This is a genomic window from Erythrobacter donghaensis (assembly GCF_002155425.1).
GTDB lineage: Bacteria > Pseudomonadota > Alphaproteobacteria > Sphingomonadales > Sphingomonadaceae > Erythrobacter > Erythrobacter donghaensis.
Genome location: NZ_MUYG01000003.1, coordinates 1 through 19,494, shown reverse-complemented (window position 1 = coordinate 19,494; position 19,494 = coordinate 1). Strand labels below are relative to the sequence as shown.

Sequence of the window (19,494 nt, the reverse complement as noted above, 5' to 3'; positions counted from 1 at the left end):
AGCCATAATCAAGATAGAATGGATGAAATCGGAAGACCCGTTCGTTTCAGAGATGAAGCAGCCCCGGCTGCGACCTTTCAATTCTGGAGCGACATCATGCGCAAGTCGAAATTCATTCTCGTCCTTACTCTCATCGGCGGTCCCGCATTTGCTCAAGAGGCCGCGCCAGCCTCTTCCGACGACCCGAAGCCAGAGACCGCAATCACCTTGTTCGTAGCCGCGGATTACGTCACCGGCGACCTCGCGGACCGCGAATATGACACAGTAAGCTTTTCCACCGGCGCTCGAGTGACCTCAGGCAGATTCTCCTTCGCCGCTTCAATCCCTTACATCGTCACATCTGCTCCGGAAGATTTGATTGTGAGCGGTGGCGGGCTGCTGGGCACGGCGCTCCTGTCGCGCCCATCCACTCAGCCCGGCACGGTTACCCGCGAAGGGATCGGCGATCTCACATTGCAGGCCGATTATCAGCTCCCGGTGGGCCGATTAAACGCGTCATTCGGCGGCATCATCAAGGTGCCCACTGCTTCGCGAGAAGCCGCCCTTGGTACCGGCGAGGTGGATTTGGGCATTAATGGCCAAATCTCGCAGCGTTTCGGCAATGTGATCCCGTTCGTCACCGCCGGTTACACCGTCGTAGGCGAACCCGCTGGCTTTGATGTTCGCAACACCTTGTCTGGCGCTGTCGGTAGCCAATTTCTTGTGAGCAATCTGAGTTCAGTGACAGTTTCCTACAGTTACGATCAGGCTGCGACCGAGCTGGTTGGGGACAATCAATCCGTCGGCTTGGGTTTCGCCACCAGTCTGACCAATCGGCTACAGCTTGGCGTTGATGCAAGGGCCGGGCTGTCGACCGATGCCCCGGACGCGCGTCTCGGCATAAGGTTGGGCGTGGGCTTTTGAGAAAGATGGTGCGCTTGCACGCGCTGATCATCGCCTCTCCCCGATAGACCGGTCCGCGGCTTTTTGGCTCTTGGTGCTTAACCACGCCGTCGATGGATGCGCGCAAGCTTTCCTTATCCAGTTCCTAGTCGATATTCGCTATTTCCAGGCAAATCCAATCCGTCATTGGGCGAGGGGTTTGAACAACCACTTGTATGCCGCAAAGCCGCGGACCGAAAAAATCTGGTCGAAAGAAGGATCAATTTGACGAAAGGTTGAGCGCACGCGAGCCACATAAACCGCGATCGACTGATCAAATACCTCTCCATCAAGCCAATCTGCGAGGTGCGCGCGTGTCAACGCCCTGCCCTTTGCTGCCACCAAAGCTTGCACGATCTGGTGCTGGACTCTTGGCAGCGTCATTTCCGTTCTTTCAAAAACGAGCACGCCCTTGTCTTCCAGAGTGACGTTTCCAAAAATGATCGGATGATCATTAAACGACGTTATCCCACAATGCGGGCACTTCTGAACCATCATCAAACCTCCTCCTCACACCAGCCGAAGCCATCAACTGTGGCACATCAACGCATTTTTCTGTCGCGGTACTCCAAGCCCAACTGCGCAACCTAGTTGGCAGCCGTGGTGAAGAAACGTCCCGGCGCTTGAGCGATGGAGGCGCAAAGCAGAATGACCAAAGTCGCCTGCCTGTGCCTACGTCACCGGCGCAAGCTGCGCAGCGCCGAGGATGCGCTCAGCCGTCGGTTGCGCGCTGGGGACTGGTGCCGGTTTTTCGAGCGAGATTGCGATCGCGCTCCCGGCGGCAATGTCTTTGCGCATCTGGTCGGTAATTTCGACCACGAAGACCGAGCCTCCAGTGCCCTGCCCCAGCGAGCGCGGCTTTCCGTCGGGGCCGATCACCCACAATTCGGGAACGAGGCCCTGGTCCGCAATATCAGCAATGCGCGCAGTCAGCTTTCCGTCCTGCCCCTCGTAGATGACGCTCAGCAATGGCGCGCCGTCGGCCTGGCTCACCTGTGCAACGCGAATGGCCGATCTGGCCTCCCGGCTCTGCGCTTCGGCCACAGCCAGTTGCTCGCCGAATTCCTGCACACGGCCGCGTTCGCCCAGATATAGCCCGCCAAGCACGAGCGCCGCAACTGATGCGGCAATCGTCCCCGCCCGCCATCCGGACGATGACCGGAGCGCAGCATGCGCCGTGCTGACATCATTGGCAGGCATGGGGAGCGCGCGCGTCTCGCGCCCCGCCGGAAAGGTGGCTTCCATGCGCTGCCACAGGTCATCGGGCGACCAGTTATCGTCGGCAGGCGCCGAGCGGGCCCAGTCATGACCAACCGCTTCCCACCGCGCCACGCGGGCCGCGAAATCGCTATCGGTAGCCATACGCGCTTCGGCTGCAGCGTGAGCGTCGGCGTCCAGCAAGCCGAGCGCATACTCGGCCGCCAGCATTTCCGGATCGCTAGGGGCGTCAGGTTCATCAGTCATGAGTCATTCTTTCACGCATGATGCGAAGCCCCCTGCGGATCCGCGTCTTAACAGTTCCCAGCGGCAAGCCCGTTTCATTTGCCACCTCAGAATAGGTCATCCCGAGCAAATAGGCGCTGCGGATCAGATTGGCATCAACTGATGCCAGATTCTCTACCTGCAGCCTGACATTGTCTGATTGTTCTACTCGGATGAGCATTTCTTCAGCAGTCTCACTTTGGTCAGCGACGAAGATGAGTTCGTCGTCACCTGTTGTCGGCCGACGCTTCTGGGCTCTGATCCAGTCGAGCGCGCTGTTGCGCGCGATCCTGGACAGCCAAGCCATCGGCGTACCTTTTGTCGGGTCGTAACTAGCTGCCCGGTTCCAAGCCTTCAGATAGACTTCATGCACTACGTCTTCGCTGGCTTCCCGGTTTTGAATAAAACTGAAACAAAGCGAATAAAGCTCACGAGACGTTCGCACGTAGAGCCGATGCATGGCTGCTTTTTCACCTTCTGCCATCGCAAGAAGGATGTGAAACAGCTCACTATTCTGTGTGTCTCTGGCCATGCGCGCCGTCATTCTCCAGCTTCGGCAGACCGCGATCTAGGAAGGCGGTAGCAATTTAGGCAAGTTCTAAAAATATATTTTGATCAGCCCAAAACCGGACCAGATCCGCCAGCGTAGTGCCTCAGCACAGAAACGTGCGCCGCCGCTCTATTGATGCATCGCTCGAGGAGAAATTGGGTGAAAATGAGACACGCACTGCCCCTAGTTGCGGGGGTCATGATGGCGTTGGCCGGAGGTGCCTTCTACGTAACGGGCTCCGGCCTTACCGCCGCCGACCACCTTGATCCTCCGGGGCGTACGAACCCGGCTAACGACATGACGCCCGACAAGGCGGCAGATATCGCCGACGTTTTTGCATGGCACACCGCGACTGACATCAACTTCGTGCTGACCTTTGCCGGTCCCCAGGCGGCCAATCTTCCAGCCGTCTATGATCCGGATGTGCTCTACACGATCAACGTGTCGAACGCAGCGCCGCGCACCACGCCCGATATCCCTATCGAGGTCCGCTTCGGACGGGGTTCGGGCAACACTTTTGGCGTTCAGGTCAAGGGCCTTCCCGGCGTGACCGGGGCAATCGAAGGGGCGGTGGAAACCGATCTTGTCAAGGACGGCGTTCGCGTACGGGCCGGGCTGTTCGACGATCCGTTCTTCTTCGACCTTCAGGGCTTCCGCGATACGGTCGCCACCGGGACGTTGCGCTTCAACAACCAGCGCGACTTCTTTGCGGGTCAAAACGACACCGCAATTGTGATCTCGATCCCGCGTGACCGGATCGAAAATGGAACAAACCTCGTGGATGTGTGGGCCACCACAGCGCGTTTTGGAGGCCAACTGTGATGACAACGCAATTCTCAAGCTCGCTCCGCAGGATGCTTGCGACCGCTCCGCTGATTGTGCCGCTCGGCCTTTTGGCCGCTTGCGGGGATGACGAGATGGCACCGCCTCCCGTCGTTGTCGCACCGACGCCGACGCCAAGCCCGACGCCCACACCGACCAGCTTCGATGTTGGCCCCTGCCTCAATCAGGTCGTCCCCGGTACAGGCGGCGTGACCGTCGCGGGCGCGGTGGTACCCGACACGCTGACGCTCAACCTCGCGGCCAATGCCGGGTTCCCCAATGGGCGTCTGCTGGCCGATCCGGTGATCGACGTGACCTTGGCTGTGATTTTCCTTGATCTCAGCCGCAACGGGCCCGGGACTTTGGCAGGACTGCCCCTCAATCCGCCACGCAATGACGTCCCGCTACCGACAAGCTTTCCGTTCCTCGCACCCGCGCAAGGAACGCAGGTCTTGACCTCGCCGGGATCGGGCTTCACGTTCCGCACCGATGCGGCCAGCGCCTACACCCGCGTCGATCGCATGGGCATGCCGGCGGTTTCGACCGCGCTGATCGGTTCGGCTATGAAGAACGCCTACAACGACGCCAATCCCGCAGACGATGCCGATGGCGACTTTGTGCCGGAACTGAGCGCGCAACTGACTGGCCTGACCAACGCACTGGCGGACGATCTGATCGGAGCGGGCCTCACGCCCTGCGCGCGCCCCCGATGAAACCGTCCGCCGGAACGACTGCCTTTGTTCCGGCGACCGGGCAGGTCCGATCTCATCGGGCCTGCCCGGTTCAAGATAATGCAGAAAGGACGCCATGACCCGAATGCTTCGTTGGCCATTAATGGCAATGTTCGCCATCTTGAGCGTTGCGTTGCTGCAATGGACGGTGCAGCGCGACACGGGTCCTCATGCCCCCGTGTTCGCCATGGAACGCCCGGCATATGGACCGGCGACCTATACCGATCTCCTAGTCGTTTCGAATGATCGCTTCGCCTTGGCGCAAGCGCGGATCGAACGCACCCCTGATGAATGGCTTCCTCACGCCGGCGCGGGTGCAGCGGCGCTTTCGCTGTTCCGGCTGACGGGCCGGATCGCCCATCTGGACATGGCCGAGCAAGCGATCATGACAGTGCGAACTCTGGCCCCGACGCCATCGGGCGTGCCCGAATTGAGGGCTGAACTGGCGTTGGCGCGGCACGATCTGGCAGGGGCAGCGCGCGAACTCGACATTCTTTCGAGGGCCAGCGTTCCACCTGAAAAGCCAACCCTGTCGGAAGCTGCGGCAATGCGCGGCGATCTGGCATTCTACACCGGCAACCATGCCCGAGCTGCCAGCCTGTACCGTGAGGCAGCGCAAATCGACCCACATGTCAGCGTGGCGTTGCGGATCGCCAATCTGCAACGGGTATCCGGCGAATTCGATGCCGCAATTGCGACATTGGCCGAGGCAACCCGCGCGGAAAAGCTCGCGCCAGTCGTATTATCTAGCATCGCGCTCCAGACTGGCATGATAGCAAGCGCCCGTGGCGATTATGCCGCTGCACAGGACTGGTACGACCGCGCCGAGGCACTCTTTCCCGGGCACTGGCTAACCACACTCTACCGGGCCGAGGCACGCCTCGCAAATGGCCAGCCGAGCAGCGCCATCGCCGAGCTTGAAAGAGTGGCGCGCGATCATGATCGGCCCGAGGCGATGGATATGTTGGCGCTGGCCTCGCGGGTGCGCGGCGACAGCACCCGTAGCCGCGCCTGGGCGGAAAAGTCGGGCGCAATTTGGCGGGAGTGGTCCGGCAAATACCCCGCAGCCTTCGCTGCCCATGCCGCTGAGCATGAGCTGGTTTTCGGCGATCCCAAAGAGGCGCTGCGACTGGCCATGATCAATGCAAGAGCCCGCCCTTTCGGAGAGGCACGGCTGCTGCTCGCCCGGGCGTTCATGGCCAATGATCAGGCACGCGCTGCGTTGACTCAGATTGGTCTTGCCGAGCGGTCCGGCTGGCGATCCGCGCAGCTCTTCGCGATCAAGGCGCAAGCGCTTACCATCCTTGGCGACACCGATGCGGCGGAAACTGCCAATGCGCAGGCGCGCGCGATCAACCCAAAAATCGGTGATCCGGCGACGAGGCTGATATGGCTCGCACACGGCTAATCAGGATCGGCATTGCATGGCTGCTGGCTGTTGTCGCACTGACCGGCGTCGCAAAGGCGCACCAGGCCCCGAACAGCGAGGCCTATCTCGATTTCCAGGCCGACCGAGTTGAACTGGAAATTATTATCCCGGGAGCAGAGTATTCCTATGCCAGCGGCAACCGCATCGCTGCAGATGAGGTGTCCCGCACGCAGGCGAGGCGCTATCTTTCCGATTTGATCTCGGCCAGCGGCGGCGCTGACGTGTGGCAGACGCAGGTAGAGAGTCTCGACTTCGTCGCCCGCGATGGCACTCCGGACCTCGTCGCGACGCTCTCCCTTGTGCCGCGAGATCCAGCGGACCTGAGCGACTTCACGCTCCGTTGGCGCGCAGTCATCGGCGCCGTGCCCGACCATTTCGTGCTGGTTATGCTGCGGCGCGATCCGGTGAGCAAACTGGGTGACGAGCCCGACGTCATCGGCACCTTGCGCGCAAGCCGTAACGCGCTGGAGATCAAGCGCGGCGCGGCGCACAGCTGGATGCCCTTTGCCAATGCGGTCAGTCTAGGTGCCGGACATATTCTTGCCGGGATCGATCATCTGGCATTCTTGCTGGCGCTGCTGCTGCCGCTGCCGCTGATGGAGCGCGGCGGACGCTGGCGTGAAGCGCGCGGTCCAAAGCCGACGGTCCATTCTGCGGCAATCCTGGTTTCGGGCTTCACGCTGGGACACAGCGCCACCCTGGTCGCGGCATCGCTGGGCGGACTCACCTTGCCCGGCACGCTGGTCGAAACGCTGATTGCGGTATCGGTGTTGATTGCGGCAATCCATGCAATCCGCCCGATCTTCCCCCGCCGAGAGGCTATGTTCGCGACGCTTTTCGGGCTTGTCCACGGCTTGGGGTTTGCCGGATTTCTGAGCTCGACCGATCTGTCCGTGGCGCGCAATATCGTCACGCTCGTTGGCTTCAATATCGGGATCGAGCTGGTCCAGATCGCCATCGCTCTTTTGATCGTCCCGGCGCTCGTCACCATCGCCTCCACGCCCGCCTATCAGCGGCTGCGTGCCGGTTCGGCGCTATTCTGTTGCGTCATCGCGGCGGTGTGGGTGGCGGATCGTTATATCGGCATCGACGAGAACTTTGTCGCGGCATTCGAAGCGGTGGTCGAGACGACCATGGTGCTAGTGTTTTTCTCCGTGCTGTTCACCGGATTGGTCCTGTTCGCGCGACGCTCCCCTGCGGCGAAGCTCCGAACGGCCTGACCCTCCTTGTCCCCAGCAAAGGATTTTCCATGTCTGCAAACACTGCATGGGCGCACGCCCGTAGGCTGGCGATTGGATTGGCCGGGACAGCACTTTGCACCTTCGCCACCGCAGCAGCAGCGCAAGCTACACCCGAGCCGGAACCAGCCGAAAGGGAAAGCGCCGAGCCACAACAGATCATCGTTTACGGCCGTGGGCTGGAAGAAATCGGCATTGCCCGGTCCGCATCGCAAGGGTCAGTCGGCTATGCCGATTTTGACGCGGTTCCGATTTCTCGGATCGGTGAATTGGTGGAGAACGTGCCCGGCCTGATCGCCACGCAGCATTCGGGTAGCGGCAAGGCCAACCAGTTCTTCCTGCGCGGTTTCAACCTCGATCACGGCACGGATTTTGCCGGATTTGTCGATGGCGTCCCGATGAATTTGCGCTCGCACGGTCACGGGCAGGGCTATCTCGATTTTAATTTCCTGATTCCCGAGGCGGTTGAACGGATCGACTTCCGCAAAGGGCCCTATTTTGCCGATGTCGGCGATTTCAGCGCGGCCGGGACCGCAGCCTTCAAGACCGTCGACAGCTTGCGCCCCTTTGCCGAGGTGCAGGTCGGCGAATTCGGCTTCGTGCGCGGCGTTGTTGGCGGAAGCACCGGCGTTGGTGGCGGCGACTTGCTGATCCTGGGCGACGCACAAATCTATGATGGCCCCTGGCTGCTTGACGAGGATCTCGAGCGTTTCTCAGGGCTTGTGAAATATTCTATTGGCGGCGAGACCAACCGCTTTTCACTCCAGTTCAACGCCTACGATGCCCGCTGGACATCGACCGATCAGGTGCCGGAACGCGCGGTGGCCAGCGGGCTGATCGACCGCTTCGGCAATATCGACGATGATCTTGGCGGGAGCACGACCCGCCTCGGTTTTGTGTTCGATGGGGCAGTTGGCGACACCACCTTTTCGGCCTATGCCACCCGGTACGAGTTCGAGCTGGTGTCCAACTTCACCTACTTCCTTGAAGATCCGGTGCGGGGTGACGAGTTCGTTCAGCGCGACAAACGCTGGGTGCTCGGCGGCACGGTGTCGCACCGGTTCGAGCGCGGCCCGCTCGCCATCAACGTCGGTGCAGATCTGCGGCACGACGCGATTGACGAGGTCGGGTTGTTCCGCAGCGTGGATGCCATCCCGGTCGAGACCGTGCGGCTCGATGCGATCGACCAGACCGGCCTCGGGCTCTACATTGACACCCAGATCGGGATCGCGCCCGGTTTGCGCGGCTTTGCCGGGCTCAGGTTCGATTACCAGACGGTCGACGTGCGGTCCGATCTCGCGGCCAATTCGGGCCGCGCTGACGATGACCTGTTCGCCCCGAAGTTCGGGCTGGCGTGGCAGGCATCCAAGGTCATCGAGCTTTACGCCAATTACGGCCAATCCTTCCATTCCAATGACGCGCGCGGCGCGACCATCGCGGTCGATCCGGTCAGCGGCGATCCAGCGGAACGGGTGCCTCTGCTGGTTCGGGCCGAGGGGGCGGAACTGGGCGCGCGGCTGGAGACTGCGACGCTCGATGCTTCGGTGGTCGGCTTCTGGCTCGAACTCGAATCTGAGCTGGTCTTCATAGGGGATGGCGGCGCGACCGAACCCAATGACGGATCACAGCGTTACGGAATCGAGGCTAATCTGTTTTGGCGCCCGGTGCCCGGCTTGGTGATTGACGCCGCCTACTCCTACACCGATGCCCGGTTCATCGGACCGGGTGCAAACGCCGATGCCATTCCAGGCGCCGTTCCGGAGGTGATAGCCGCAGGGGTGGCTGTTACCCCGGTGCCCGATCTGACCATCATCGCCCGGGTGCGCCATTTCGGCAGTGCTCCGCTTATCGAGGATCGCTCGGTCCGCTCTGACGCGACGACGCTGGTCAATCTGGCGGGCAATTACGATCTCGGCGCGATGCGATTGGGAGTCGAAGTTTTCAACCTGTTCGATAGCCGGGACGCCGACATCACCTATTTCTATGAATCCCGCCTCCCGGGCGAGGCGACCGGCGTTGACGATCGCCATTTCCACCCGGTCGAACCGCGTCAGGTCCGGGCGAGTCTGAGATATACTTTTTGATCAGGCTTGCCGCCATCTCTCCTAGCTTCAAATGATGATTGCCAAGCGGAATATGTCCGTGCCTGAAAGTCTTCGTGACACACAGGGCTCCCAAGCCGCTGAACCCGCTTCACGGTTGTCTACCGGAAGAGGGGCAGGTTTCAGGCAAAGCGGCCATTTCCGTCCCATCGGACGAACTGTGATTTGCGGGTCGATCGGCGCCACACCATTTTCAACCATCAGGCCGACAGACATTCTTCTGGTGACCATTCTGGTCACTGGAGAAGAATTATGGAGATGCCTGAAACCGAAATGACCGCCACAAGGCGCCCGGACTGGAACGCGGGAAAGAGTGTTGGCGCGAAGCGGGCGCTCAAGCCGAAGCAAATTTGGAAGATCCGCTTTTTCCCGAACGAACGCCGCCGCTTGCGTGATCGTGCGCTGTTTGACCTCGCGATTGATAGCAAGCTGCGCGGCTGCGACCTCGTTCGAATGAAAATCGGCGACATCGTCAACGGAGGGCAGATCCGAACGCGCGCAATCGTGATGCAGCAGAAAACGAGCCGTCCTGTTCAATTCGAGATCTTGCCGGATGCCCGTGCCAGTCTGCTGGCCTGGCTTGAGCGCCAGGGTGGCACCGTAGACAATTATGTCTTCCCAAGCCGGGTCGATCGGAACAGGCACCTCAGCACCCGCCAATATGCCCGGCTTGTTGATGAATGGGTAAGCGGGATCGGCTTGATGCGGAGCGAATACGGCACCCACTCTCTGAGGCGGACCAAGGCGTCGATCATCTACAGGGCGACCGGCAATTTTCGTGCTGTCCAGGTGCTGATCGGCTACAGCAAGATCGAGAATACCGCGAGCTAGCTGGGGATCGGTGTCGAGGACGCACTTGCCCTCGCCGAGAACACGAAAATCTGAGCAATCGGCTCCTAGTTAGCGGCGAGGAGCCGGCCCCGAGGCACTTAAGACAAAGCCGTCGTTCCCTTACGTCACGTGAAACGACTGACTTCACCGGACGCCGACATCAAGGGTTCTCAGATCAGAAATAGATAGGCTCTTGAACGTATGGCTGATGGCCTCATTATCGATTAGCTGAAACACCGGAGGCACGAAGGGGGGGCACACTTCTCCCCGCGCCGTCGTTTCAATCCGAAGTCCACAACTGACAAAAGATCCGTGCTGTCGGCCGGTTTACCAAGAACTCCGATCGTGCCCTCAATCCCGTCACCAAGCTCCCGTTCATTGCCCGTAACAAAGATAACGGTCGCGCTGTAATCGCGGGCGAGACACGTACCGATCTGTGGACCTGTTAGCCCGTCGCGAAGATTGAGGTCTACCAGAGCCAAAGCGATTTCGCCCCTCTGGGCGAATGCCATCGCGCTCTCCAAATCGACCGCAATTCCAATGACTGGGTAGCCCTGTTGCTTGAGGGTACGCTGCATTTCAAATGCAATCAGAAACTCGTCTTCGATGATCAGAATCGGCTGGGACATGGCGAAACAATCGGAACGATAGCAGATGGTTCCATCTGAAAGGTCACAGGCATGCTCTCGCAGCAACGAATTGTGCCCAACCGCGCCTGTAGCATGAGCATCCAATATCGGTTGTGCGTTCCGCCTGATTTCGTCCTGCCATCGATGTTTGGTGCCCCTGACCTTGGAGATCGAACCTAATAGATCATTTCGGCAGGAACGACAAAGCTGCAACGGAACCCTGTGGGGTGATAATCCATATTCACATCACAGTTGAATTGGAATGCCAAGCTGTCTCGAATCATGAAAGAACCGAATCCTGAGCGAGAAGGCGCAACAACCGGTGGGCCGCCAGATTCGATCCATGACATATGCAGACAAAGACCACGTTCCGTCGTTATTTCCTCCCATTTAACATTTATGCAGCCATCTTCGCTCGATAGCGCGCCATACTTTGATGCATTGGTTGCCAACTCATGAAGGGCCATGCCGAAATTTTGTGCAGCTTTGGCCTTGATCTTGATCGGAGGACCAGAAATTATTATCCGACTCCCAATGATGTCCTTAAAGTGGCCCAATTGGGAAAAAATTATCTCCTTAAAAGGTAAATCATTCCACGCGTTTTTGACAAGAATATCATGACTTGCCGAAAGACCGGAAAGTCTTGCCTTTAAAGTTGAGATAAATTCTTCTGGACTGCTATCAGCAGTTTGCTGTGCAAGAATCTGTACGATCGTAAGAATATTTTTACAGCGATGATCCATTTCAGCCAGAATTAGTCGCTCTTGCGCCTCCTTGGCTTTACGCTCTGTGTCGTCAGTAATCGAAGCAAAGAACACTCTACCGTTGTTTGGAAAGTATTGAAGCTGGACGGAAACAGGATAAGTTGTTCCATCCTTCCTTGCGTGGACGGTTTCAAACCGAAGAAAATCAACTTTTCCGCTTTTGAGGGGTTTCACAAGATCTTCGAACTGTTCCTTCGAAAACTCAGGCTTGATGTCCCATGGTGTTAGCTGGTGCAGCTCGTCCATCGTGTAGCCAAGGTTCTCACGAGCACCGCGATTCACAAGTTCAAAGCGACACGTATCGCCTGCAAACACGTATGCCTCGCTCACAGATGCTTCGACTATTTTCCCAAGACGCTCGTTCAGTGATGCGGTGGCAATACGTTCGAGTTCAGCCGCTGCCCTGCCAGAAAAGAGTCCGATGATCTGGGTTACTGCTTCGGGCGGCCCAAGTGGCTTCTCGTCCATGACCGCGAGCAGGCCAACTACCCTGCCATCCAGTGATTTCAGCGCCGTGCCAGCGTAGCTCCGCGCACCAAGATCTGCCAGCATCTGATCGAAGGGATAAAGGCTGACGATGTCGTCAGCATAGCAGCAGGTTCCTTGCGATGCGACATCCGCACAAGGGGTGTTCAGCAGATTGTAGACGAAGTTCTCGGCGGGGCCGTTATCCCAGAACGCGATCGTCGTCGCCTCGTTTGGGACGACGGGGTTGAATTGGCAAACAAAAGCCCACCTCACATGAAGGGATGATGCCAAGGACTCTACAAGAGATGGGAAGTAGTCATCCCCCACGATATGGGTGCTCTTTGCCATGATCGCGAGAGCCTCGCGAATGTTAGGCTTGGGGGCGACGAGGGAAACGTCTGTGTGGTTCATTGAAGCCCCCTGTGACCAAATCTATTGAGACAGCGCCATTGAAGATTCGCGACAGCGATCGAAATTATCAACTAAACGAAGGCGGTCAATGTAGCCGCTAGACACCTTGACCACAACGCACACCGCGTCCCGATCCCTATACCCGCCCGGCAGTGCGAGTTCAAATTGTCAGAGCGGGGACAGGACATACAAACTGGTACCCCGTCGGCGCCTAACAATGCCAATGTCGAAAGCCGCACCTTCGGCCAACAGCGCTGATTTTGCCATCCGTCTCGCGCTTAAAGGGGCAGGCATTGTAATTGCTCCGGAATGTCTTGCCGCAGAGAAAAACATTGAGGGGCGCCTAAAGGTGCTGTTCGAGGGCAAGCCGGATGATAATTTCGGTCTCTTTGCAGCTAACTCTCGAGCCGGCACTTTGCTGCCATGGTTCACGGCCTTATTGATTTATTCACGCGGAAAGAGTTGGTGCTGAGTCGGCGTCCGAACCGCCTCCGGCGCTAACCGAGTCCGGTGCACAAGTCTGAATGCAGTATGCAGCTTGTTGGAAGAGGCAATGGTCCAACCTACGAACCTTGAGCGATGGTGGCTGAGCGTACACCGGACAGGGTACATTGCTCGCCGATAACGGCAGGAAATTCCGCGTTTTCAGCCTAAGTATGTCCTTCTGCTAACGGCCCAATCGCAGACATTGCGTTAATCGATCCTGGTGATAGATTTGGTATATGGAGAGCATAGATCAAGCGATCACCCTTCTCGGCGGACCTGCTGCCATTTGGATTCTCGCTGCTGTCTACTTCGGTAGCGTAATCCTTGAGCGCCTATGGGCGATCCACGGCAATCCCGGTTACAACAACAATGATGCATTGTGCTCGATAGGGTTGAACCTTTTTTCGAGCGTGCTCAAGCTGCTGTTCGGTGTTGTCGTTCCAATCGCCATCTATGTGCTAGTCTATGACAACCTGCGGCTGGTGGCCGGTCTGCCGCTGCTGGCGGCTATCCCTATTGCCTTTATCGTGCATGATCTCAGCTATTACTGGGAACACCGCCTCAGCCACCGGGTCGGGCTATTGTGGGCCTTTCACGCGATCCACCATTCCTCGAACGAGTTCAACCATTCGACGGCCGCGCGCGGGATCTTTCTCGACGGCCTGCCGCGCCCGTTGTTCGACAGCGTGGCGGCGCTTCTGGGCGTCCCGCCGGTTGTGTTCATCGCGGTGAGCGTGGTGAAGAACGCATTTGGCATCTGGAACCACGCCAGCTGGGTCGGACGGCTCGGCTGGCTCGACCGCTGGCTGGCGACACCGATGATCCACAAGGTCCATCATGCCAACCAGCCGCAATACATTGACCGCAATTATGGTCAGGTGCTGATTGTGTGGGACCGCTTGTTCGGCACTTACGCAGAGGTCGGTGAGGAGCCCAATCCGGGCCTTGTGAAGCCGACCTACGATTACAACCCGCTGACCGCGCAATTCGTTGGACTGAAGCAGCTCATGGCACGAATGGACGCAGCCGAAAGGTGGCAGGACAAGCTTGCCTATCTCTGGCGCCCCCCCGAATGGTCGCATGACGGCATTTGCCGCAGCGATTGCCCCAAATATCTCGTCCTCAATGCGCGATAGGGCATGATTCGTCGGCTCATGATGCATAGCGATCGCACCAATTCCACGAGCTGGAAATAGATGTTTGCACGCGGAATGCGGTTTGCGAGGCGGCACAAGCGATCCCTGTCAGCGATAGGATTTGGCTCGTTTGCGCTCGGCTGCGCAGATTATGCGGGGTTTCTCACCCTCCCTGATTTCCGGTTTGTGCCCGATACTATAGCGCTGTATTGTGCAATCGCTTACAATTTCTTGTGGTGGGGCTTTGTCCGACCTCGGATTCAAGGGAACAGCCAGCCAGAAGACTGCACAAGGGGCAGATCGACCAGCCGTACCAAGCCTGGGCCCTGAATGCCTGTCACGTTCACTCCGGGCCGAAAATCCTGCTGACCCATCATCCCTCATTGCGGATCATGATCCTCAGTCAGTTCCGTAGTTGCAATGGGAAGGACCTCCGGCACTCGCGCGCGTCCATCCTATTGAATGCCCGGCCCGGCTCCTTAAGCCGCAAGCGTTGAGCCTTTAGGAGATTCATTCCCGAAAGTGGTATGTCGGCCTACGGACGAAGCAGATGTTCCCAGCACTGCGTCGAGACGACTGTGTCTGGGTCGACAGCCGTCACCCTTGAAGTGAGGCCGCTGATGGCGGCTTCACCCCGCTTCTGGAAAATTGCTGCCATTCAGCAAGCGACCCCATGTCGGTCATTAAGCATTAAGCATCGTCCCAATGCGGCATTCGTGCCCCAGATCGACGGGTCACCTCGAGAGCGAATCTCACGAACTTGCATAATGTTTGCCAAGCAGTAACTTGGTTGCGGGGGTGGGACGTAATGAAGAACTCGATCCTGATTTGCGTTGCTCTCGTGGGAGCTTTGTTCTGCACTACCGGATTGTCCGCCTTAGAGCCTGACGATCCCGCTATAGCGAGCGCGGACGACATAGCCGGGGTATCGCGTCAAATTGCCGCCTTGAACGAACAAGCTGGCGATCTTCTGGCTAAGGGCGATGTTTCCAATGCCCTCCCTTTGCAGGCCGAAGCGCTGCGCCTGTCCCGTGAAGTTCTAGGTGAGCGGCATCCTGACACGCTCCTCAGCCTCAATAACTACGCTGGCACCCTCGCTAGGCTTGGCCGGTCGGCTGAAGCTGAGCCGTTGATTGTCGAAGCGCTGCGCCTGCGCCGCGAGGTGCTGGGCGAGCGGCATCCCGATACCCTGACCAGCCTCAACAACTACGCCGCCACGCTGGACGGCCTCGGGCGTTCGGCTGAAGCTGAGCCGCTGATCGTCGAAGCGCTGCGCCTGCGCCGCGAAGTGCTGGGCGAGCGGCATCCCGATACCCTGACCAGCCTCTACGTCTCTGCCGAGGTGCTCCACAGTCTGGGTCGGTCGGATGAGGCCGCGCTGCTGATTGACGAATCGCTGCGTCTACGCCGCGAAGTATTGGGGGAGCGGCATCCTGACACGCTGGCCAGTCTTGATGCCCATGCGTTTCTGCTCGGTGCGCTTGGAACTTCGGATGAAGCCGAACCAATCTTCGCCGAGTCATTGCGCCTCCGCCAAGAGGTGTTGGGGGAACGGCATCCTGATACGCTGACCAGCCTCCGAAACTACGCCCGCGAGCTCCGTGGCATGGGCCGATGGGCTGAAGCTCAACCACTTTTTGCCGAAGCACTACGTCTGAACCGAGAAGTGCTGGGCGAGCGGCATCCCGATACGCTGACCGTCCTCAAAGACTACGCCATGGGGCTTATTGGCGAAGGCCGGGCGAACGAAGCCGAGCCGCTTTTATTCGAAGCGCTGCGTTTGACCCGCGAGCACTTTGGGGATCAGAATTTATACACAATAATCAGTCTTCAATATTATGCTTATGTTCTCTGGTCTTTGGAACGTTTGCCCGAAAGTGAGCCGCTCTTGGCAGAAGCGTTAAGTGTTAGCCGCGAAGTTCTTGGCGAGCGGCATCGCATTACACTCTCCATCCTCAACGACTACGCCGAGCTGCTTATTGACCTGAACCGGGCGGCTGAAGCTCATCCGATTCTCGACAAAGCATTGCACCTGAACCGTGAAGTGCTGGGTGAGCGAGATTCCTACACCCTGCACATGCTCAGGATCTACACTCATAGCCTTCTGGACCATTCTCGGGTTGCAGCGGCGCTGCCACTGTCACAAGATTTGGTAGAGGCAACACGAAGCCGGGCAGTCGATCTCGCAGGAAAAGGGATACGTGGGGGCGAACAGTCCCATCGCGAATTGAGTGACAGGCAAAGTATCGAACGTCTTCATGCTGATGTGCTTTGGAGCAACTTAGATTCCGAGACAGTGAATAGGGCAAATCTGGCGGTCGAGGCCTTCAGAACCCTGCAACTCGCCAGCGCCGACTCAACCACCCGAGCAGTGGTGGCCGCTGCGGCATCGCGGTTCGCTACCGACCGAGGATTAGACCAATTGGTGCAAGAACGACAGACTCTCATCCGCGAATGGCCCGCAATCGAAGCAGAACTGATAGAAACTCAGGCCGGCGGCGAAGCAGCGGCACCCGATCGTGGGAAGTTACGAAGTCAGTTGCAGGCAATTGAAAAGCGGGTTGATGAAATCGATGCACGACTGGCTGCTGAGGCGCCGCAATACTTTGCCATTCTCAATCAGCAGTCAGTGGAGCTGGAGCAGCTTCGCGCAATTCTTGGCCCGGAAGAAGCGGTGCTGTTGCTGGCTCCGACCTTGCACGGCACACACATCATGGTGGTGACGCGAGAGAGCTTCCGGTGGCAAAAATCGGATCCACCCCTTTCAAACATTGAAGACGCTGTAGGAAGATTGCGTAAGGGTCTCGAAATTGAGGGTGATGGAGCGCTTCCCGAGTTCGACCTGCAGCTCGCACACAAATTCTATGACAGTCTGATTGCGCCGGTTGAAGATGCGCTCGAGGGCAAGCAGCGGGTTTACGTCATAGCCGATGGGCCGCTTTCGCGATTGCCGCTGGGCGTCTTCTTAACCAGCCCTCCACCTGAGGGCGCGGATTTCAATGATCCTCAGGTGCTTCGCGATGCAAACTGGCTCGCAGATCGCTATGCGCTCGTCCAGCTGCCATCAATCCAATCACTGGTTTACATTCGCTCCTTCGGCGCCAAGGGTAAACTGGGAACCGAAGGTGGGTTTCATGGCTTTGGCGCGCCTGTCCTGACAGGTGCTGCATCGCTGCGCGGGGCACGCTCGGCAACCCTCTCTCCGGTGGATGCGTCCGGCCTGATCGCCACCTATCGGGATGGCTCAGGCAAGCCCTTGATGGACACCGAAGCGCTCCGCCGTCTTGCTTCGCTGCCGGGCACAAGAAGCGAACTTGTGCAGGTCCAGCGCGCACTGGGGGCGAGCGAGGATGCAATTTTCCTCGACGAGCGCATGACCGAGACGGCCGTCCGCACCCTCGACCTATCGCAAACTTCGATTCTGCACTTCGCCACCCACGCCTTCACGAGCGAGACGGCAGAGGATTTGGCAGAGCCCGGTCTGGTGTTTACGCCTCCGGAACAGGCGACGACAAATGATGACGGATATCTTGCGGCTTCGGAAGTGGTCGGGATTGACCTTACCTCGGTGGCATGGGTGATCCTGTCAGCCTGCAACACCGCTTCGCCATCGGGCCGCGACGGCGAAACGGGACTGTCGGGATTGGCGCAGGCATTTTTCTATGCAGGAGCAGAGTCCCTTCTAGTGAGCCACTGGCCGGTATTCGATGACATAGCCCCATTGATCACGGTGGAAACAGTCAAAGCCTCGATTGCCGGGATGCCGCGTGCCGAGGCCTTGCAAGCCGCCATGCGAAAGGTTCGCAGCGATCCTACACTGAGCGCTGATCATCCGGCGGTCTGGGCACCGTTCACGCTCGTTGGCGAAGGCCGCTAGGGCTTTCAGTCATGAAGGTATTTCATCGCGGAATATATCGCTCGCGCGGCATGTCGGAACTCGGCTTGACTGGCGAGTTTCCGGCCGATTGTGTTGAAAAACCCGGCGCTGAGATCGGCGCTGGCGCGAGCCTGAGCGGCGCTCTGAGGCTTCGCCCCCGCTTATGCGGGGGCTGTGGTGGCTGGCATGGGGATCAGCTTGGCCATTTTCCGGAGGTTTTGGGCGGTGGCTGCGAGGAGGAACTCGTCTCTTGCGCCGTTTGGACCTCGCAGGCGCAGGCGATCCATCCTGAGGATGCGCTTGAGGTGCGCGAACAGCATCTCGACCTTCTTGCGCTGGCGGCGCGAGACCAGATAGGCGTCGGTCGTGGCGATATCGCGGGCCAGATCACGGGCGCCCTCGTGGACTGAACGCAGGATCTTGCGCGCTGGTTGGGTCGGGCAACAGCGCGGCTTGAGAGCGCAGGCACTGCAGTCGAGCTTGCTGGCGCGGTAACGCAACATGCCGTTCTCATCGACGAACGGACGTTCCTCGCGATAGACCTTCTGCCTCTGGCGCAGCCGCTTGCCAGCAGGGCAGATATAGCTGTCATCCTCATGGTCGAAGGTGAAGGCCGAACGCTCGAAGGTATCATCGCGGCGGGCAGACTTGTCGAACACAGGGATGTGCGGCTCGATGCCGCGCTCCTCGACCAGCCAGGACAGGTTCCTTGCATCGCCATATCCGGTGTCGCCCACGAGCCGCTCGGGCCAGAGGCCGAAGCGCTCCTGCGTCCGGTCGATCATGCGGCGCTGGGCGGTCACCTCGGCCTGACGGATGGCGGTGGTCGCCTCGACATCGACGATCACTGCGTTCTGGAGATCAATGAGGTAGTTGGTGGCATAGGCGAAGAAGGCACGCTCGCGGCTTGCCGCTGTCCAGCGTGCGGCCGGATCGGCCACCGCCAACTGCTTGGGCGGCACCGGGGTTGCGCCCCCGAAGGCCGCATCGTCGAGCACAGCCAGATACTCGCGAACGGCATGGCTGGTGGCCGGGTCCGGCAAGCCATCGGCCTGATCGACGGCATGCTGGCGGTTCACATCGGCGCGCACGAGGCTGCCATCGACCGCGAACCCTTCACCGCCGACCAGTCCTTCGGCGATGCAGCGCGCCACGGTCGTCTCGAACAGCTGGCGCAGCAGATCACTGTCGCGGAAGCGACCGTGACGGTTCTTCGAGAAGGTCGAGTGGTCGGGCACATCGCCTTCCAGCCCCAGGCGGCAGAACCAGCGATAGGCGAGGTTGACATGCACCTCCTCGCACAGCCGCCGCTCGGACCGGATGCCCATGCAGTAGCCGATGATCAGCATCCGGATCATCAACTCGGGATCAACTGACGGTCGTCCGGTCGAGCTGTAGAAGGGACGCAGATGTTCGCGAATGCCCGACAGGTCGACGAACCGATCGATCGAGCGCAGCAAATGATCCTGCGGAACATGCCGCTCCAGGTTGAAGCTGTAGAACAGGGCCTCCTGCGCCACCGTCCGCTCACCCATCATCCGACCGTCTCCGCTTGTCTGCCAAGACATAGAATCAATACTTTAGCCCGATTGCAAGGAGGAGTTTTTCAACACAATC

Annotated in this window: 16 protein-coding genes; 10 read left to right on the top strand and 6 right to left on the bottom strand. The window is 59.1% G+C overall.

All coding sequences use genetic code 11. From position 1 onward, the window contains the following. A partial coding sequence (locus tag BZF59_RS00130; RefSeq protein WP_211277321.1) for a transporter occupies positions 1-903 on the top strand: 903 nt, incomplete at its 5' end. A 162-nt stretch (positions 904-1,065) separates the two neighbouring features. Here BZF59_RS00130 and BZF59_RS00125 read toward each other — a convergent pair. From BZF59_RS00125 to BZF59_RS00115, 3 genes are all read right to left on the bottom strand, one after another. Then, positions 1,066-1,419 (bottom strand): winged helix-turn-helix domain-containing protein, encoded by a 354-nt coding sequence (locus tag BZF59_RS00125; RefSeq protein WP_086606226.1) that lies wholly within the window; start codon positions 1,417-1,419, stop codon positions 1,066-1,068. Positions 1,420-1,593: 174 nt separating this feature from the next. Continuing rightward, positions 1,594-2,385, bottom strand: a complete 792-nt coding sequence (locus BZF59_RS00120; RefSeq protein WP_086606225.1) for an anti-sigma factor — start codon at positions 2,383-2,385, stop codon at positions 1,594-1,596. Continuing rightward, entirely contained in the window at positions 2,378-2,935 is a 558-nt protein-coding gene (locus tag BZF59_RS00115) for an RNA polymerase sigma factor (protein ID WP_158094218.1), read from the bottom strand. The genes BZF59_RS00120 and BZF59_RS00115 overlap by 8 nt, the downstream gene beginning before the upstream one ends. Before the next feature lie 315 nt (positions 2,936-3,250). Here BZF59_RS00115 and BZF59_RS00110 point away from each other — a divergent pair, with 315 nt between their 5' ends. The 6 genes from BZF59_RS00110 (at position 3,251) to BZF59_RS00085 (ending at position 10,106) form a co-directional block, all read left to right on the top strand. After that, positions 3,251-3,775 carry a DUF4331 family protein gene (locus BZF59_RS00110; protein WP_158094217.1) on the top strand — a complete coding sequence of 175 codons (525 nt, stop codon included), beginning with the start codon at positions 3,251-3,253 and terminating at the stop codon, positions 3,773-3,775. A gap of 95 nt (positions 3,776-3,870) precedes the next feature. After that, positions 3,871-4,488 (top strand): DUF4331 family protein, encoded by a 618-nt coding sequence (locus tag BZF59_RS00105; protein WP_245805946.1) that lies wholly within the window; start codon positions 3,871-3,873, stop codon positions 4,486-4,488. 94 nt (positions 4,489-4,582) lie between these two features. Further along, positions 4,583-5,914 (top strand): tetratricopeptide repeat protein, encoded by a 1,332-nt coding sequence (locus BZF59_RS00100; protein WP_143738031.1) that lies wholly within the window; start codon positions 4,583-4,585, stop codon positions 5,912-5,914. Beyond that, on the top strand, positions 5,896-7,155 hold the full coding sequence (locus BZF59_RS16370; RefSeq protein WP_086606220.1) for a HupE/UreJ family protein: 1,260 nt from the start codon (positions 5,896-5,898) through the stop codon (positions 7,153-7,155). Before BZF59_RS00100 ends, BZF59_RS16370 begins: the two co-directional genes overlap by 19 nt. Positions 7,156-7,184: 29 nt before the next feature. Then, positions 7,185-9,257, top strand: coding sequence for a TonB-dependent receptor (locus BZF59_RS00090; protein ID WP_086606219.1), 2,073 nt, complete (start codon positions 7,185-7,187; stop codon positions 9,255-9,257). Positions 9,258-9,527: 270 nt separating this feature from the next. Next, positions 9,528-10,106: a tyrosine-type recombinase/integrase gene (locus BZF59_RS00085; protein ID WP_086606218.1), complete on the top strand. Its 579-nt coding sequence runs from the start codon at positions 9,528-9,530 to the stop codon at positions 10,104-10,106. 224 nt (positions 10,107-10,330) lie between these two features. Here the strand turns inward: BZF59_RS00085 and BZF59_RS00080 are convergent, their stop codons facing one another. Next, positions 10,331-10,735 (bottom strand): response regulator, encoded by a 405-nt coding sequence (locus BZF59_RS00080; protein WP_086606217.1) that lies wholly within the window; start codon positions 10,733-10,735, stop codon positions 10,331-10,333. A 176-nt stretch (positions 10,736-10,911) separates the two neighbouring features. Further along, positions 10,912-12,378 carry an HWE histidine kinase domain-containing protein gene (locus BZF59_RS00075; protein WP_086606216.1) on the bottom strand — a complete coding sequence of 489 codons (1,467 nt, stop codon included), beginning with the start codon at positions 12,376-12,378 and terminating at the stop codon, positions 10,912-10,914. A 223-nt stretch (positions 12,379-12,601) separates the two neighbouring features. Between BZF59_RS00075 and BZF59_RS15915 the strand changes: the two genes are divergently transcribed. From BZF59_RS15915 to BZF59_RS00065, 3 genes are all read left to right on the top strand, one after another. Further along, the gene (locus tag BZF59_RS15915; RefSeq protein WP_143738030.1) at positions 12,602-12,850 is read left to right on the top strand and encodes a type 2 periplasmic-binding domain-containing protein; all 249 of its coding nucleotides are present in this window, start codon (positions 12,602-12,604) and stop codon (positions 12,848-12,850) included. A 250-nt stretch (positions 12,851-13,100) separates the two neighbouring features. Continuing rightward, entirely contained in the window at positions 13,101-14,000 is a 900-nt protein-coding gene (locus BZF59_RS00070) for a sterol desaturase family protein (protein WP_086606215.1), read from the top strand. Between the two features lie 808 nt (positions 14,001-14,808). Continuing rightward, a complete protein-coding gene (locus tag BZF59_RS00065; RefSeq protein WP_086606214.1) occupies positions 14,809-17,877 on the top strand; it encodes a CHAT domain-containing protein in 3,069 nt (1,022 codons plus the stop codon). A 161-nt stretch (positions 17,878-18,038) separates the two neighbouring features. Here BZF59_RS00065 and BZF59_RS00060 read toward each other — a convergent pair whose 3' ends face one another. After that, positions 18,039-19,415, bottom strand: coding sequence for an IS1182 family transposase (locus BZF59_RS00060; protein ID WP_086606213.1), 1,377 nt, complete (start codon positions 19,413-19,415; stop codon positions 18,039-18,041). Positions 19,416-19,494 lie beyond the last annotated feature (79 nt).